The sequence below is a fragment of the Micromonospora sp. CA-248260 genome, assembly GCF_050942205.1.
Taxonomy (GTDB): domain Bacteria; phylum Actinomycetota; class Actinomycetes; order Mycobacteriales; family Micromonosporaceae; genus Micromonospora; species Micromonospora antibiotica.
Window position 1 is genome coordinate 5,275,681 of the sequence record NZ_CP192021.1, and the last position, 16,346, is coordinate 5,292,026.

Genomic DNA, 16,346 nt, shown 5'->3' on the forward strand with positions numbered 1-16,346 from the left:
CGGGTCCGACCGGTCGGTCCAGTTCCGGTTGGTAACGTCCGCTCCGTGCCGACTTCCCCGACCCTGGCCGCCGACCAGCCACCCACCGCCGCCCCGGACACCGCCCGGGGTCGGCGGGCCGACCTGATCATGCTGGTCGTCGCGGTGGCGCTGGCGGTCTGGGTGACCAGCGGCCTGTGGCGCGACCCGAACCAGCGGGCGATCACCGTGAACTCCAGCGACCAGGCACTCTTCGAGTGGTTGCTCGCCTTCGGCGGGCACGCGGTCACGCACGGGGAGAACCCGCTCTTCACCCATCTGCTCAACGTGCCGGACGGGGTGAACCTCGCCGTCAACACCTCGATCACCGTGTACGCGGTGGTCTTCGCACCGCTGACGTACCTGATCGGGCCGCCGGCGACGTTCCTGGTGATCCTCACCCTCAACCTCGCCGCCACCGCGCTGGCCTGGTACTGGTTGCTCTCCCGGCACCTGGTCGCCAGTCGGCTCGCGGCGGGCGTCGGGGCGCTGTTCGTCGCCTACTCCCCCGGCATGGTCGCGCACGCCAACGCCCACCTGAACTGGACCGCCGGCTGGTTGGTGCCGCTGCTGGTGGCCGGGGTGTTCGCGCTGCGCCGGCCGGGCCGTTGGTTGCGGGGCGGGCTGGTGCTCGGGGTGCTGGTCGCGGTGGCCTTCTCGATCGCCGCCGAGGGGTTGTTCTTCACCGCGCTGGCAGTCGCCGTCTTCCTCGCCGTCTGGGCGCTGCACCCGGCCCGCCGGGCGCAGGCCCGCGCCGCGTTGCCGGACCTCCTGCGCGGGTTGGCGGTGACCGCGCTGGTCGCCGGGGTGTTGCTGGCGTACCCGCTGTGGTTGCACTTCGCCGGGCCGCAACGGTTCCACGGCACCGGCTTCGACCCGGTCATCCACGCCGAGGACATCGCCGCGTTCGGGGCGTACCCGAGCCGGTCGGTGGCCGGGGCGCTGGGCTGGGACACCACGCTGGCGCCCAACCCGACCGAGGAGAACAGCTTCTTCGGGGTGCCGCTGCTGCTGCTCACCGTGGTCTGCTTCGGGTGGCTGTGGCGTCGGGCCAGCCCCGGCCGGCAGGCCACGCTGACCGCGCTCGGGGTGACCGCCGTGGTGTTCGCGGTGCTGTCCTGGGGGCCGGTGGCGAAGTGGAACGGGAGCCGTACCGGCCAACTGCTGCCTTTCGGGGTGCTGGACGACCTGCCGGTGGTCAACGCCGCCCTGCCGTCCCGGCTGGCCCTGGTGGTCGCCCCGGTCATCGGGGTGCTGCTGGCGTACACCGTCGACCGGCTGCGGGCGACGCCACCGGGTCGCACGGCGGCCTGGATGTGGGGGGTGGGTTTCGCGGCGGCGCTGCTGCCGCTGCTGCCGACCCCGCTGCTGACCAGCGTCCGCCCGCCGGTGCCGGAGTTCGTCACCGCCGGCACCTGGCGGGAGTACGTCTCACCGGGCGGGGTGCTCACCCCGATCCCGCTGACCCTGGACGTGACCCCCGACGGGCAGCGCTGGCAGGCGTACGCCCTGTCCCACCGGCAGGGTGAGTTCCGGCTGCCCGCCGGCTTCTTCCTCGGCCCGGGCGGCCCCGACGGGCGGGGGCGGATCGGGCCGCCGCCGCGCACCTTCGACACGCTGATGGACCAGGCCGGCCGGACCGGGCTGGTGCCGATCGTCACCGAGGGCAGCATCCGCCTGTCCCGGGCGGACCTGCGGTACTGGGGGGTCGAGGCGGTCGTCCTGCCCGACGAGGTGCACGGGGCCAAGTACGACCTCGACGAGGACGCCCTGCGCCGCACCGCCACCGCCCTGCTCGGCGAGCCCCGCCGGGTGGACGACGTGTGGCTCTGGACGGTCCCCGCCGCCTGACGGTCCCCCTGACCGGTCACGCCCACGGCGCAGGTCCACGCCCGGACGCGCGGGGTCACGCCCAGCGCCTGGGGTCACGCAGGGTGGGGCGACGAGGCTCACGGGGCGGAGCGCGGGCGGGCGGGGCTAGGGTGGCGGGGTGAGCGTGACGACTTCCGGGGTGACCGCCGTCCGGGCCGGTGTGGTCGACTACCCGACCGCGTGGGACGAGCAGCGGCGGCTGCACGCCGAGGTGGTGGCCGGTGAGCGTGGCGACACCGTGCTGCTGCTGGAACACCCGAGCGTCTACACCGCCGGCAAGCGCACCGAGCCCTGGGACCGGCCCATGGACGGCACCCCGGTGGTCGACGTCGACCGGGGCGGCAAGATCACCTGGCATGGTCCGGGGCAGCTCGTCGGCTATCCCATCGTCCGGCTGCCCGACCCGGTCGACGTGGTCGCCTACGTCCGCCGCACCGAGCAGTTGCTGATCGACGTCTGCGCCGAGTTCGGGCTGACCGCCGGCCGGGTCGAGGGGCGCAGTGGCGTCTGGGTGCCCGACGACGACCGGGGCCCGGCCCGCAAGGTGGCCGCCATCGGCATCCGGGTCGCCCGGGGCGTCACCCAGCACGGCTTCGCGATCAACTGCGACTGCGACCTGTCGTACTACGACCGGATCGTGCCCTGCGGCATCGCCGACGCCGGCACCACCTCGCTCACCGCCGAGCTGGGCCGCCCCGTGACGGTGGCCGAGGTGCTGCCCGTGGTGGAGCGGCACCTGCCCACCCTGCTCGGCTGAGCGGGTGCGGATCGACCTCGTCACCGTCGTCGTCGCCGACTACGACCCGGCCATCGCGTTCTTCACCGGGATCCTCGGTTTCGAACTGGTCGAGGACGAGCCGTCGCTGACCAACGACGGCCGCCCGAAGCGGTGGGTGGTGGTCCGCCCGCCCGGCGCGCAGACCGGCATCCTGCTGGCCCGCGCCGACGGGGAACGGCAGGAGGCGGTGGTCGGTGACCAGGTGGCCGGCCGGGTCGGGTTCTTCCTCCAGGTCGACGACTTCGACGCCGTCCACCGGCGAATGGTCGACGCCGGCGTGGAGTTCGTGAAGCAGCCGCGCACCGAACCGTACGGTCGGGTGGCGGTGTTCCGGGACATCGCCGGCAACCGCTGGGACCTGCTCGGCCCGGCCTGACACCGCTGCCCCGCTGCCTCCGTCGAGCCGCCGCAGCTCCACCGGGCCCGGTATCCGCCGGGCCGGGGCCCAGGTCCTACCTCCCGGTCCCGCCCCCGCATTCCCCATCTGTTCCGATCCCGGCCCGGCCCCCGCCCTGGTCCCGCTCCCGGGCTCCGCTCCCGGCTGCCGATCCCGGGCTCCGCTCCCGGGTCCCGCTCCAGCCGCCGCAGCACCTCTCCGTCCGCTACGCAGCGTAAAGACCCCGCCGGGCGTCACTTACCTCACTCGCACACTTTGCTCTGCTGCCCTGGATGCACCACATGCGGAAAGTGACCGTCGCGTCGATGGCAGCAGAGCAAAGTGCGGATGAGCGGGTAAGTGGGACAGGAAGAGGTGGCAGCAAAGCTCCTGTTCAGCGAGGTGCGGGCTGTTGCCCGGCAAAAATCAGCTCCGCCCACACCTCGCATCGATCACGGAGAGCAACCAACAGCGAGTTCAGCAAGACCACTACCCAGAGTGCGTACCCAGACGCCCGGTGAGGGCCCACGGCAGGCCGGTCGCGCGGACACCCGGCGGCTCAGGGGGCCAGCCGGTGCAGGTCGCGGGGAAAGGCGGTGACCTCCCGGACGTTCGTCGCACCGACCAGCCGGGCCACGAAGCGTTCCAGGCCGATCGCGAAGCCGCCGTGCGGCGGCATCCCGTGCCGGAACGCGTCCACGTACCCGGCGTACGGCTCGACCGGCTCGCCGCGCGCCGCCAGCGCCGCCAGGTAGTCGGCGTGGCGGTGCAGCCGCTGCCCGCCGGTGACCAGCTCCAACCCGCGAAAGAGCAGGTCGAAGCCGTTCGAGTACGCGGGCCGGGTCGGGTCGGGGTGGGTGTAGAACGGCCGCTTCGCCATCGGGTACCCGGTGACGAAGAGGAAGTCCGAGCCGTGGGTGGCACGGGCCCACGCGCTCAGTGTCCGCTCGTGGGCGGGGGCCAGGTCGGGTTCGTCGGCGGGTGCGCCGGCGATCCGCAGCGCCTCGGTGAAGTGCACGGCCGGGATCTCGACCGGCACGTCGGGCAGGGTCAGCCCCAGGGTCGCCACCGCGCCGCCGGCCCGCCGGGCCACCTCGGCGAGCATCCCCTCGAGGGTGTCCCGCAGCACCGCCATCACGTCCCGGTGGTCGTCGACGAAGCCCAACTCGACGTCGAGCGAGGTGTACTGGGCCAGGTGCCGGACGGTGTCGTGCGGTTCGGCCCGGAACACCGGCCCCACCTCGTAGACCCGCTCGAAGACGCCCACCATGAGCTGCTTGTAGAACTGCGGCGACTGGGCCAGGTAGGCGGGCCGGCCGAACCAGTCGAGGGCGAAGACGTTCGCCCCGCTCTCGGTGGACGTGGCGACCACCTTCGGGGTGTGCACCTCCACGAAGTCACGGGCGTCCAGGGTGGCCCGGAAGCCGGCCACCGCCGCCGCCGAGATCCGCAGGGCCGCCGAGCGGGTCGGGTGCCGCAGCGCCACCGGGGCGTGGTCGAGCTGGGTGGGCAGGGTCGCGGTGAGCGCCGGCCGGTACAGGTCGAACGGCGGCGGCACGGCGGCTGGGCCGAGTGGTCGTACCGTCGGATGGGTCACCTCGACCCCGGCGGGCGCGGTGCCGTTCGCGGTGACCGTGCCGACCACCTCGACCACGGTCTCCTCGGGCAGTGCCGTCACGGCGGCCCGGACGGCCGGGTCGGTGACCACCACCTGGGTCAGGCCGGCGGCGTCCCGGACGATCAGGAAGGCCACCGACTTCAACAGTCGGCGGCGGTGCACCCACCCGGCGACCCGCACGGTCTCGCCGACGCGGGTGGGCAGGTGGGAGGACAGGATGCGTTGCACGGCGGTTACCTCCTCGATCAATCGCAACGCGATCCCCGGGAGGTGTGGGCGAGCGGGAACCTCGCGGTGCCACCACACCTTCGCCCCCGCCGTGGCGGGGGCCTCATTCGTCGCCTTTTCACCGGGGCCAGCCGGGCGGGGTCTACTGGGCGCGCGGACGCGCCGTTCTTCCCGCGGCTCGGGAGGGTCTTCGCACCCCGGCGTCAGACCGCCTTCCAGCAAACCGGCGGCTCTCTGCACTGGCGGATCGGGGCGGTACTCGGCTCCGTCACAGCTCTGCCGGCACGCTAACACCCGTTCCCCCCGGCTGTAACGGGCTTTTTCGGCCCGCCGGTGTCCGGTGTCACAAGACCGGTGACGTGACGCCGGTCGCCCGACGTGCATCGATCGCCGCCGTCGGGCGTAGGCTCGGTTTTGTGACGATCGAGCACTCCGCGCCGACGACCCAGCAGGCAGCGCGCTCCGCGACGGTCGCCCCCGAGGGGCGACGGATGCTGCGGATCGAGGCGCGCAACGCCGAGACGCCGATCGAGCGCAAACCGCCGTGGATCAAAGTCAAGGCCAAGATGGGGCCGGAGTACACCGAGCTACGCGGACTGGTCTCCCGCGAGGGACTGCACACCGTCTGCCAGGAGGCCGGCTGTCCCAACATCTACGAGTGCTGGGAGGACCGGGAGGCCACCTTCCTCATCGGCGGCGACCAGTGCACCCGGCGCTGCGACTTCTGCCAGATCGACACGGGCAAGCCGGCCGAGTTCGACGCCGACGAGCCCCGCCGGGTCGCCGAGTCGGTCGCCACGATGGGGCTGCGCTACGCCACCATCACCGGTGTGGCCCGGGACGACCTGCCCGACGGCGGCGCGTGGTTGTACGCCGAGACCGTCCGGCAGATCCACGCGTTGCGGTCCGGCTGCGGCGTCGAGCTACTGATCCCCGACTTCAACGCGGTCCCCGAGCAGCTCGCCGAGGTGTTCGGTGCCCGGCCGGAGGTGCTGGCGCACAACGTCGAGACGGTGCCCCGGATCTTCAAGCGGATCCGTCCGGCGTTCCGCTACGAGCGTTCGCTCGACGTGATCCGGCAGGCCCGCGCCGCCGGTCTGGTCACCAAGAGCAACCTGATCCTGGGCATGGGCGAGGAGCGGGCCGAGGTCTCCCAGGCGCTGCGCGACCTGCACGAGGCCGGCTGCGAGCTGATCACCATCACCCAGTACCTGCGCCCCACCCCCCGGCACCACCCGGTGACCCGTTGGGTCAAGCCGGAGGAGTTCGTCGAGCTGCGCGAGGAGGCCGAGGAGATCGGCTTCGCCGGGGTGATGAGCGGGCCGCTGGTGCGCTCGTCGTACCGGGCGGGGCGGCTCTACCAGCAGGCCCTGACGGCCCGTCAGGACGCCACGGTCACGGTCGGCTGACCCGGGACGCCACCGGGCCACGCCCCAGGATTCCACCGGCCACGGCGGCGACCGCCGGGCATTCGAGTGTGTCGATCTTCCCAGACGTCGGCGACGCCCGCAAGGGGCAGCCAACCGATGATCCGGGTCGACCCGTGGGCACTCCCCGAGCAGGGCGAGATCGTGTTAGATTCCGCCAGCCCCGACCCTCAAATCATCGATGGTGGTGTCTTTAATGGCGCAGCCGCACACGGTTGTTATCGGCGCCGGCCCGGCCGGCCTGACCGCCGCGTACGAGTTGACCCGTAGACACGCCCCGGTGGAGGTCGTCGAGGCCGACGACGTGGTCGGCGGGATCAGCCGCACCGTGGAGCGGGAGGGCTGGCGGTTCGACATCGGCGGGCACCGGTTCTTCACGAAGGTGTCCCGGGTCGAGGCGTTCTGGCACGAGTTGCTCTCCGACGACGACTTCCTGCTGCGCCCCCGGATGAGCCGGATCCACTACCGGGGACGGCTGTTCGACTATCCGCTGCGGGCCGGCAACGCCCTGAAGAACCTGGGGGTGCTGGAGGCGTCCCGGTGTGTCGGGTCGTACCTGTGGGCGCGGGTGCGTCCGCCAGCCGACCAGACCCACTTCGAGGGTTGGGTGTCGGCCCGGTTCGGGGCCCGGCTGTACCGGATGTTGTTCAAGACGTACACCGAGAAGGTGTGGGGCATTCCCGCGACGGAGCTGCAGGCGGACTGGGCGGCCCAGCGGATCCGCAACCTCTCCCTCGGTGCGGCGATCCGCGGGGCGCTGCTGCCCAAGCGGGGCGGCAACGACGTGACCAGCCTGATCGAGGAGTTCCGTTACCCCCGGCTCGGCCCGGGGATGATGTGGGAGCGCTGCGCCGAACTGGTGGTCAAGGCCGGCGGGACGGTCGAGCTGGAGACTGCGGTACGCACCGTGCACCGTGAGGACGGCCGGGCGGTCGCGGTGACCGTCGACGGCCCGGCCGGTGAGCGACGGATCTCCGCCGACCACGTGGTGTCCAGCATGCCGATCTCGGCCCTGGTCCGGGCGATGGACCCGCCCGCCCCGGCGGCGGTGCGCGACGCCGCCGACCTGCTGCGGTACCGGGACTTCCTGACCGTGGCGCTGGTGGTGCCCGCCGAGGCCAGCTTCCCCGACAACTGGATCTACGTACACACCCCGGGGGTGAAGGTCGGCCGGATCCAGAACTTCGGCGCCTGGTCGCCGGAGATGGTCCGTGACGGCGGCACCTGCCTCGGCCTGGAGTATTTCGTCAACGAGGGTGACGAGCTGTGGTCGACCCCCGACCCGGAGCTGGTCGCCTTCGGCACCGCCGAGCTGGAGCGGCTCGGCCTGGTCAGCCCCGGCTCGGTCACCACCGGATACGTGGTGCGGATGCCGAAGGCCTACCCGGTCTACGACGAGGGCTACGGCGAGGCCGTCGAGGTGATCCGCCGCTGGCTGGCCGAGGCCGTACCGAACGTGCACCCGGTGGGTCGCAACGGCATGCACCGGTACAACAACCAGGACCACTCGATGCTCACCGCGATGCTGACGGCGGAGAACATCCTCGACGGCACCGACCACGACGTCTGGGCCGTCAACGTGGAGGAGGACTACCACGAGGAGGGCGGCAGCGACGGTGCCGGCCACGCCGGCACAGGTCAGAGCGGCACCGGCCGCGCCGCCCCGGTCATCCCGCGCCCCCGCACCGCGCCGCCGGCCGGGGACCGCTCCCCCACCGGCTGACCACCGTCGGGAACAGCCCCGGTCGATCACGGCCCGACCGACCCCGTCGGCCGGGGATCGACCCCGCTCGCGGTGGTCCCGCCACCCGGGAACACCGCGGCCCACCGCCGACCACCGGCCGGGGATCATCCGTCCTGGCGGCGACCACTAGACTCGGCGGCATGGCAAAGCCCCAGGAGAAGGTCTCGTTCGGCCAACGGCTGAAGCAGATCGGGATGGTGTTCAAGTTCACCGCCAAGCAGGACCGGTGGTTCGCGCCACTGGCCGCCGGGGCGGTGCTGATCCCGCTCGCGCTCACCGTGGTCGCGGTGATCCTCTGGGGCTGGCTGTGGCTGCCGATCGGCATCCTGTTCGCCCTGCTCGCCCTACTCGTCGTGCTCAACCTGCGGTCCAACAAGGCGATGATGAACGCCGCCGAGGGGCAGCCCGGCGCGGCGGCGCAGATCATGGAGAGCATGCGTGGCGACTGGCGGGTCACCCCGGCGGTCAGCTCCACCACCCAGATGGACATGGTGCACCTGGTGATCGGCCGGCCCGGCGTGATCCTGCTCGCCGAGGGCAACCCGCAGCGGGTCCGTGGCCTGCTGGGCCAGGAGAAGCGCCGGCTGGCCAAGGTGATCGGCTCCGCGCCGCTGCACGACTACGTGATCGGCCAGGGCGAGGGTGAGCTGCCGATCCGCAAGCTGCGGATGACCCTGATGCGGCTGCCGCGCACCCTCAACGGCAAGGACGTCAACTCGCTCGACAAGCGGCTCAAGGCGCTGACCGCCCGCCCGCAGATGCCCAAGGGCGCGATCCCGAAGAACATGCGGCCCCCGGGCCGCGCGTTCCGCCAGACCCGGGGCCGCTGACACCCCCGTCGTACGCCCGGCCACCGGCCACCGGCCACCGGCCACCCGCCGGCTGCCACCTGCCACCGGCCGGCTCCGTGCCCACCCGGCTCTGCCCGTGCCCACCCGGCTCTGCCCGTGCCACCCGGCTCTGCCTCGTGCCCGTGTGTCCACCTCTGCGCGGGGGACAACGCCTGCCCGCCCCGCGCCCACCCGTGCCGCGCCTGCACGCGACCCGGCGTGGTCCTCTCCGCAGCGGGGGTCGGCCGCGAGCGCCCGGGCGGCGAGCACCTGGCGGGCAGCGCGAGCACTCGCCGGGCAGCGCCGCGAGCACCCGCCGGGCGGGGCGGGCACCCGGCGGGCGGGGCGGGCACCCGGCGGCGGGGCGATCAGGTGGTGGGGCGGGGGGCGTCGGCGATGACCGCGCCGGTGAGGCGGTCGTGCAGGCCCCGGCGCTGCTCGTCCATGATCAGCGGCGGTACGACCAGGGCCAGGAGCAGGCCGCGCAGGAGCGCCCGGGGGACGCCGATCCGCCCGCCGTCGGACCAGTCGAGGCAGCGCAGCCGGGTGATCCTCATCCCGGGGGTCTGGGCGAAGAGGCCGAGGAAGAGGCCGTACTCGGCGATGAGCACCGCCACCGGGGCCCAGCCGTCGCGGACCGGGTCGGCGAAGAAGTTCGCCACCAGCAGGCAGAGCACCCAGTCGATCACCAGGGCCCCGAACCGTCGGCCGAGGGTCGGCGGGGTGAAGGCGGGATCGGTGGCGGGCGGCACCGGCGCCGCAGGCGAACTCGTCACGGTGCTCAAGGGTAGTCAGCACCGCCCTGCCACCGGCCGGGGCGGCACCGGCACCCGCCACCACTCAGGGCGGCACCGGCACCCGCTACCGCTCAGGGACGGCGGCCGGCCGGGGGTGGTCACCCGGGCCCCGGGTCGGTCGGCGGCCGGTCACCAGGTGGACAGGCAGGGTGTTCCAGCAATCTGTGCACATTCGGTCTAATCACTACGAATGGCAGCACAGCACTTCAGCCGGTATCGTCCGAACGGACAACCCGGCGGGTACTGAGCGGCGCAGATGACGCTCCGCTAGCGGCGTAACACGGCAGAAACATTGGAGACACGGGCGAGCAACCCCACGGTCATAGCGTCGCCAGAGCCCAGCCACCGGAGTGGACGTGCCAGGAGGACGTGTGTTTGCCAATCCCGAGGAACTCCTGCGATACCTCAAGAACGAGGACGTAAAGTTCGTCGACGTACGTTTTTGTGACCTGCCCGGCGTGATGCAGCACTTCAATCTGCCGGTGGAGTCCTTCGACGACAGCGTCTTCACCGACGGTCTCGCGTTCGACGGTTCGTCGATCCGCGGTTTCCAGGCGATCCACGAGTCGGACATGCTCCTGCTCCCGGACGTCGCGACCGCCTTCATCGACCCGTTCCGCGCGCAGAAGACCCTCGCGCTCAACTTCTTCATCCACGACCCGTTCACCCGTGAGGCGTACTCGCGGGACCCGCGCAACGTGGCCAAGAAGGCCGAGGCCTACCTCGCCGCCAGCGGCATCGCCGACACCGCGTACTTCGGTGCCGAGGCCGAGTTCTACATCTTCGACTCGATCCGCCACGAGACCTCGGCGCACCAGTCGTTCTACTACATCGACTCGATCGAGGGCGCGTGGAACACCGGTCGTGAGGAGGCCGGCGGCAACCGCGGCTACAAGACCGCGTACAAGGGTGGTTACTTCCCGGTGCCGCCGGTGGACCACTACGCCGACCTGCGCGACTCGATCGTGCGTCGGCTGGTCGACGGCGGGTTCACCGTGGAGCGTTCGCACCACGAGGTCGGCACCGCCGGCCAGTCGGAGATCAACTACAAGTTCTCCACCCTGCTGCACGCCGGTGACCAGCTCCAGCTCTTCAAGTACATCGTGAAGAACGAGGCCTGGGCCAACGGCAAGACGGCCACCTTCATGCCCAAGCCGCTCTTCGGCGACAACGGCTCCGGCATGCACACCCACCAGAGCCTCTGGCTCAACGGAGAGCCGCTGTTCTACGACGAGACCGGTTACGCCGGCCTGTCGGACACCGCCCGCTGGTACATCGGTGGCCTGCTGCACCACGCCCCGTCGCTGCTGGCGTTCACCAACCCGACGGTCAACTCGTACCGTCGCCTGGTGCCCGGCTACGAGGCCCCGGTCAACCTGGTCTACTCGCAGCGCAACCGCTCCGCCTGCACCCGCATTCCGGTCACCGGCAGCAACGCCAAGGCCAAGCGGGTCGAGTTCCGGGTGCCGGACCCGTCCAGCAACCCGTACCTCGCCTTCTCGGCCATGATGATGGCCGGCCTGGACGGCATCAAGAGCAAGATGGAGCCGCCGGCTCCGATCGACAAGGACCTCTACGACCTCCCGCCGGAGGAGTGGGGCGACGTCAAGCAGGTGCCGGGCTCGCTGCCGGAGGTGCTCGACGCGCTGGAGGCCGACCACGACTACCTGCTCGACGGTGGCGTCTTCACCCCCGACCTGATCTCCACCTGGGTCGGCTGGAAGCGGGCCAACGAGGTCGACCCGGTGCGTCTGCGCCCGACCCCGCACGAGTTCGCGATGTACTTCGACTGCTGAGGTCCGCCTCGACTGTCACGTTCCACCGGCCGGGCCGGCTCCGCTTCCGCGGAGCCGGCCCGTTCCGTCACGCGGACCCGCACCGTCACGCCCGCCCGTTGGATGCCACCGGCCCCGTGCCGCGCCGACCAGCAGCACCAGCAGCAGCGCGGTCATCACGATCGCGCCGGGTGCCTTGGTGTACCGGGCGACCGACGTGCCGTCGGGCAGGGTGAGGAAGGCCGCCACCGCCGCCGGCGCCACGAACCAGGTCGTCCGGGTCGCCGACACCGCGAGCAGCAGCAACGGCCAGGTCACGTACCACGGGTGCAGGACCGGGGCGAGCAGCACCGTCGCGGCCAGCGCCGCGCCCGCCGCGCCCAGGGTGACCCGGGGCCGGGCCGCCGCCAGCCGGTGCACCCGCTGCCGGACGTCGTTGAGCCGGCGCAGCGCCGTCCACGCCCGCCACCAGAGCAGCACCAGCAGCCCCGCCAGGAGCAGCAGGCCCACCGCCCGGGTCACCGGCACCGCGTCCGGCCGCCGACCGGCCAGCTCGCCGACGTAGTCGACCACGAAGCCGACCGCCGTCGGCGCCGACGTCCACTGCTGTGAGTCACCGCTGCGGGCCAACCCGGCGACCCAGCCCAGCCCCAGGCCGGACAGCGCCGAGACCGCCGCCAGGGTGGCCAGGGCCACCCCGGCTAGCCGGCCGCCGTCGCACAGCAGGGTCCGGAGGGTGTAGCGGCCGTGCACCGCCGCCAACGCCGCGAACGGCAGCACCACCACCGCTGTCGCCTTCACCGCCACCGCCAGCCCGAGCAGCACCCCGGCGACGAGCAGCCCCCGGGTCCGGCCGGGCGCGCGCACCAGCACCAGCAGGCCCAGCAGGAGCAGACCGAGCATCACCACGTCGTTGTGCGCGCCGGCCACCATGTGCACCCCGACCAGGGGGGAGGCCAACCCCAGCCAGGCCGCCCGGCGGGTGGGTACCCCGGCGGCGCGGGCCAGGCCGGGCAGGCAGAGCGCCACCAGCAGCACCCCGGCCACCGCGTACAGCCGCAGCACCATCAGGGTGCCGACCAGGGTCCCGCCGAGCACCGCGGCGAGCGCGGCCAGCAGCACGAAGGCGGGGCCGTACGGGGCCGGGGTGTCCCGCCAGATCGGCGCGACCGCGTCGACCCACGGGCAGCCGGCCGCCGCCACCCCCACCCGGTACGGGTCGTGCCCGGCCGCGTACGACCAGCCCTGGCAGGCGTACGAGTAGACGTCCCGGCTGGCCAGCGGTGGGGTGAGCAGCAGCGGCAGGGTCCACAGCCCGGCGGTGACGTACGCCCACCGGGTGGACGGGGCACCGGCGCGCAACGCCCACCAGGCACCCACCATCAGCGCCGTCCCGACCAGCCAGCAGAGGACCGCGGCCGGCCCGTGTGGCGCGCGCCACGGCCCGGTCGGCGGCACTTCGGGCAGCACCCCGCCCAGCCAGCCGGCCACGGCGAGCAGCACCGCTCCGGTCAACCCGAGGTGACGCGCCGCACGGGCCCGCCTCCCGGTCGGCACGCCGGGCTCGGTCACCGGCCACCTCTCCTCAGTCGGCGGGCGCGTCCACGGTGGCGGGCCGCCGGCCCGCCCGAGCCGACCGTACCAACCGGACGGCCACCACGATCACCAACAGCGTCATCAGCGGGGCACCGGGCATCTTGGTGTACCGGGGCAGCCCGGTGCCGTCGGGCAGCACCAGGAACGACGAGAGCAACGCCACCAGCGCGAACCACCGGGTCGTCCGGTGGGTGGTCGCGGCGAGCACGGCCAGCGGCCACAGCCAGTACCAGGGGTGGAACAGCGGCGCGAGGGCCACCGTCGCGGCGAGTGCCAGGCCGGCGTGCCAGAGCGGGTCGCGGGTGCGGGCCCGCCACCACAACCAGACCAGCAGCACCGCCAGCACCAGCATGCCGATCGTCCGGGTCACCGGTAGCGCGTCGACGTCCGCGCCGAACAGGGCCGCGACGTAGCCGGCGGTCTGCCCGACGGCGGTCGGCGGCGACGTCCAGGCGATCGCCAGGCCACCCTGCTGCAGGCCGGAGATCCAGCCGAAGTTCAGTCCGGCCGCCAACGTCGCCCCGACCACCGTCCCCACCGCGCCACCGACCACCCAGCCGCCGTCCCGGCAGAGCCTGCGGATGGAGTACGTTCCGGCCAGCGCGGCCAACGCGGCGAAGGGCACGACGACCAACGCGGTCACCTTGATCCCGGCAGCCAGGCCGAGCAGCATGCCACCGGCCAGCAGCGGGCCGGGGCGGCCGGGATGTGACGCCACCACCGCCAGCCCGGCGACGAGCAGTCCGACCATCAGCGCGTCGTTGTGCGCGCCGGCGACCAGGTGCACCCCGACCAGCGGCGACCCGAGTGTCAGCCACAGCGCCCGTTCCGGTGGCACCCCGCATCGGCGGGCCAGTACCGGCAGCACCGCCGCGAGCAGGGCGACCCCGGCCACCGCCAGCAACCGGAACAGCACGATGCTGCCGACCAGTGAGTCCGTCGCCGCCACCGCCGCGCCGGAGAGCAGGGCGAACAGCGGCCCGTACGGGGCCGGGGTGTCCCGCCAGATCGGCGAGACCGTGTCCAACCACGGGCACGGCAGCGCCGACACCCCCTGCTCGTACGGGTTGAACCCGGCGGCGTAGGTGGCACCCTGGCAGGCGTACGCGTACACGTCCCGACTGGCCAGTGGGGGGGCGACGAGCAGCGGGACGAGCCAGAGCCCGATGGTCACCAGCGCCCACCGGGTCGACGGGACGCGATCGCGCAGCGTCCACCACACTGCGGCCATCAGCCCCAGCCCGACCACCCACAGCGCGACGAGCAGGGGCCCGTTCGGGCCCTGCCAGATGCCGACCGGGGTGTTTCCGTGCGGCGAGGAAGGCAGCGCGCCGCCCAGGAACGCTGCGACGGCGAGCATCGTCGAGCCGGCCAGGCCGGTCCAGCGCGCCAAGGGGAGGGGCATGGGAGAACATGCTGCCAGTACCACGGTGACGCCACGGGGGTGGGCTATGGCAGTGGGCTACGGCGGCGGTGGGCGGGAGCGCCCTGGTGTCGGCACCGGGGCCGCTCGGCGGGTGGGCGCGGGCCGGCCACGTCGCGGCGGCCGGTCGACCCGGTCAGCAGTGACGCGCGGGCAGGAGGTCGCTCGACATCCAGAACTCACCCGGGCCGTCCACCCTGATCTCGGTCCACCCGTCGGGTCCCGGCCGCAGACAGCCGGCTGCCCCCGACAGCGAGAGCCAGCGCGACCACCGTACGCGCACCTGCACGTTCCCGGTCCGGTCGGCCGTGAACCGGACCCCGCTCTGATCCGCGGAGACCAGCCGTCCGGGAGCGCTCACCATCGGCGCGGGGTCGGCGACGGCGTACAGCCGCCAGTCGGCGTTGCGCCACACCTCGCGCAGGTAGGGCTGGCCGCCCAGCACCAGGTTGGCTTCGTCGCGCGCCCACCGGTCGGGTGGCGCGTCGGGCGCGACGGCGACGTAGCGGACGGCGTTGGCGCGCAGCCATCGGGCGTACGACTCGGCGGTCAGCCGGCCGGTGTAGAAGATCGCGTTGCGGTCGGCGTCGACCTGCCGTTCCCACCCCCGGGCCAGCGGGACGGTCGGTGAGAGGTACGCCGACTCCCAGTGGTCGCGCAGCGGCACCACCTCGGCCCGGCCCACCGGTTGCCGTCGGGCCAGTTCGTCGACGAGCGGACGGTAGAAGGCGGCGCCGCTCTGCACCGAACCGGCGCGCGTCACGTCGCTGACCATCACCGGGTTCTGCCACCAGACAGCGGCGACGAGCAGACCGGCCAGCCACGGTCCGCGCACCGCAGCGAACGCGGCGAGCAGCGGCAGGCCGAAGAGCATCGGCAGCCGCAGGGCGTTGGAGCCGATCGGGCTGGGCAGGTAGAAGGCGGCGACCAGCAACACCACGGTCAGCAGCGCGCCGATGCGCAGCACCCGGTGTTGCCGGCCGAGGACGGCGTACCCCAGCACGGCCAGCGCCACGTTGATCCGCATCGACTCGGCCGAGTACGGCTGGGTGCCGCCGTTGCCGAACAGCACCGCCATCGGCGCGAGGGCGAGCGCGGGGGTGAGGCTGAGGACGAGTCCGTCGGCCACCGGGCTGGTGGTCCGCCAGCCGCCGGGCAGTGCTCTGCCCGGGCCGTCGCCTCGTCGCAGGGCGGCCAGCAGCACTGCGGCACCGGCCAGTCCGGTGAACAGACCGGCGACCGGGCTGGCCCAGGTGGCGAGGGCGGCGAGCAGGGCGGCTGCCACCAGCCGCAGTGGCCGGCCGGGTCGTTGCGCCGCCACCGCGCAGAGGGCGAGCAGCCCGAACGCGAGCCCGACGGCGAAGGTGATCCGGCCGCTCGCCAGGTTCCCGACCAGGACCACCGCGCCCAGGACCGCGCCCAGCAGGCAATGACGGGCACCGGAGCGGACGAACAGCCAGGCCAGTGCCGCCGACGAGACGACCGCTGCCGACGCGCCGAGCGGCCGTACGCCGACCAGCGCGCCGAGCAGTTGGGTGTAGAGGCTGTAACCGCCCTGGTGGACTCCGCCGTACCAGGCGAAGTCGATGGGGGCCAGGCCGTTGCGGTCGGCGAAGCCCGCGCGGGCGACCTGGGCCGACAGGTCGGTGCCCATCGGCGGGGCGAGCAGGAATGCGACGGCGAGCAGCAGCGACACCGCCAGCGCCGCGAGGACGGGACGCGCGGACTGCTCACGGCGGGTCGTCGGCACCGAGCAGTCCTACCACGGTAGGCGCGGTGACACCCGCCCGGGGTCGTCGCGCACGCCGCCAGTGCACCGGCAGCGCACGCCGCCAGTGCACCGCCAGCGCGCCGGCACCCGGGC

12 protein-coding genes are annotated in these 16,346 nt (G+C 73.0%); 7 read left to right on the top strand and 5 right to left on the bottom strand.

Going from position 1 to position 16,346, the window contains the following annotated elements:
- The first annotated feature begins 45 nt into the window (after nt 1–45).
- The 3 genes from ACQP2H_RS22565 (at nt 46) to ACQP2H_RS22575 (ending at nt 3,044) form a co-directional block, all read left to right on the top strand.
- Entirely contained in the window at nt 46–1,869 is a 1,824-nt protein-coding gene (locus ACQP2H_RS22565; protein ID WP_433228767.1) for a DUF2079 domain-containing protein, read from the top strand.
- Between the two features lie 139 nt (nt 1,870–2,008).
- The gene (gene lipB, locus ACQP2H_RS22570; protein ID WP_208568756.1) at nt 2,009–2,647 is read left to right on the top strand and encodes a lipoyl(octanoyl) transferase LipB; all 639 of its coding nucleotides are present in this window, start codon (nt 2,009–2,011) and stop codon (nt 2,645–2,647) included.
- A gap of 4 nt (nt 2,648–2,651) precedes the next feature.
- Nucleotides 2,652–3,044: a VOC family protein gene (locus ACQP2H_RS22575; RefSeq protein WP_357535415.1), complete on the top strand. Its 393-nt coding sequence runs from the start codon at nt 2,652–2,654 to the stop codon at nt 3,042–3,044.
- A gap of 559 nt (nt 3,045–3,603) precedes the next feature.
- Here ACQP2H_RS22575 and aspS read toward each other — a convergent pair.
- Nucleotides 3,604–4,890, bottom strand: a complete 1,287-nt coding sequence (gene aspS / locus ACQP2H_RS22580; protein WP_433233630.1) for an aspartate--tRNA(Asn) ligase — start codon at nt 4,888–4,890, stop codon at nt 3,604–3,606.
- A gap of 359 nt (nt 4,891–5,249) precedes the next feature.
- On the opposite strand from aspS, the gene lipA reads away from it, so the two are divergent.
- From lipA to ACQP2H_RS22595, 3 genes are all read left to right on the top strand, one after another.
- The gene (lipA, locus tag ACQP2H_RS22585) at nt 5,250–6,299 is read left to right on the top strand and encodes a lipoyl synthase (RefSeq protein ID WP_357535417.1); all 1,050 of its coding nucleotides are present in this window, start codon (nt 5,250–5,252) and stop codon (nt 6,297–6,299) included.
- A gap of 214 nt (nt 6,300–6,513) precedes the next feature.
- Entirely contained in the window at nt 6,514–8,040 is a 1,527-nt protein-coding gene (locus ACQP2H_RS22590) for an NAD(P)/FAD-dependent oxidoreductase (RefSeq protein ID WP_357535419.1), read from the top strand.
- Between the two features lie 161 nt (nt 8,041–8,201).
- Nucleotides 8,202–8,891, top strand: coding sequence for a DUF4191 domain-containing protein (locus ACQP2H_RS22595; protein ID WP_208568760.1), 690 nt, complete (start codon nt 8,202–8,204; stop codon nt 8,889–8,891).
- A gap of 368 nt (nt 8,892–9,259) precedes the next feature.
- Here the strand turns inward: ACQP2H_RS22595 and ACQP2H_RS22600 are convergent, their stop codons facing one another.
- Nucleotides 9,260–9,667, bottom strand: a complete 408-nt coding sequence (locus tag ACQP2H_RS22600) for an RDD family protein (RefSeq protein ID WP_433228770.1) — start codon at nt 9,665–9,667, stop codon at nt 9,260–9,262.
- A 392-nt stretch (nt 9,668–10,059) separates the two neighbouring features.
- Here ACQP2H_RS22600 and glnA point away from each other — a divergent pair, with 392 nt between their 5' ends.
- On the top strand, nt 10,060–11,484 hold the full coding sequence (gene glnA, locus ACQP2H_RS22605; protein WP_208568762.1) for a type I glutamate--ammonia ligase: 1,425 nt from the start codon (nt 10,060–10,062) through the stop codon (nt 11,482–11,484).
- Between the two features lie 15 nt (nt 11,485–11,499).
- Here the strand turns inward: glnA and mptB (ACQP2H_RS22610) are convergent, their stop codons facing one another.
- From mptB (ACQP2H_RS22610) to ACQP2H_RS22620, 3 genes are all read right to left on the bottom strand, one after another.
- Nucleotides 11,500–13,035, bottom strand: a complete 1,536-nt coding sequence (gene mptB / locus ACQP2H_RS22610; RefSeq protein WP_433228773.1) for a polyprenol phosphomannose-dependent alpha 1,6 mannosyltransferase MptB — start codon at nt 13,033–13,035, stop codon at nt 11,500–11,502.
- A gap of 13 nt (nt 13,036–13,048) precedes the next feature.
- Complete coding sequence (gene mptB, locus ACQP2H_RS22615) at nt 13,049–14,464, bottom strand: polyprenol phosphomannose-dependent alpha 1,6 mannosyltransferase MptB (RefSeq protein WP_433228775.1); 1,416 nt, start codon at nt 14,462–14,464, stop codon at nt 13,049–13,051.
- 154 nt (nt 14,465–14,618) lie between these two features.
- Nucleotides 14,619–16,232 carry a hypothetical protein gene (locus ACQP2H_RS22620; protein ID WP_357535425.1) on the bottom strand — a complete coding sequence of 538 codons (1,614 nt, stop codon included), beginning with the start codon at nt 16,230–16,232 and terminating at the stop codon, nt 14,619–14,621.
- Nucleotides 16,233–16,346: the final 114 nt, after the last annotated feature.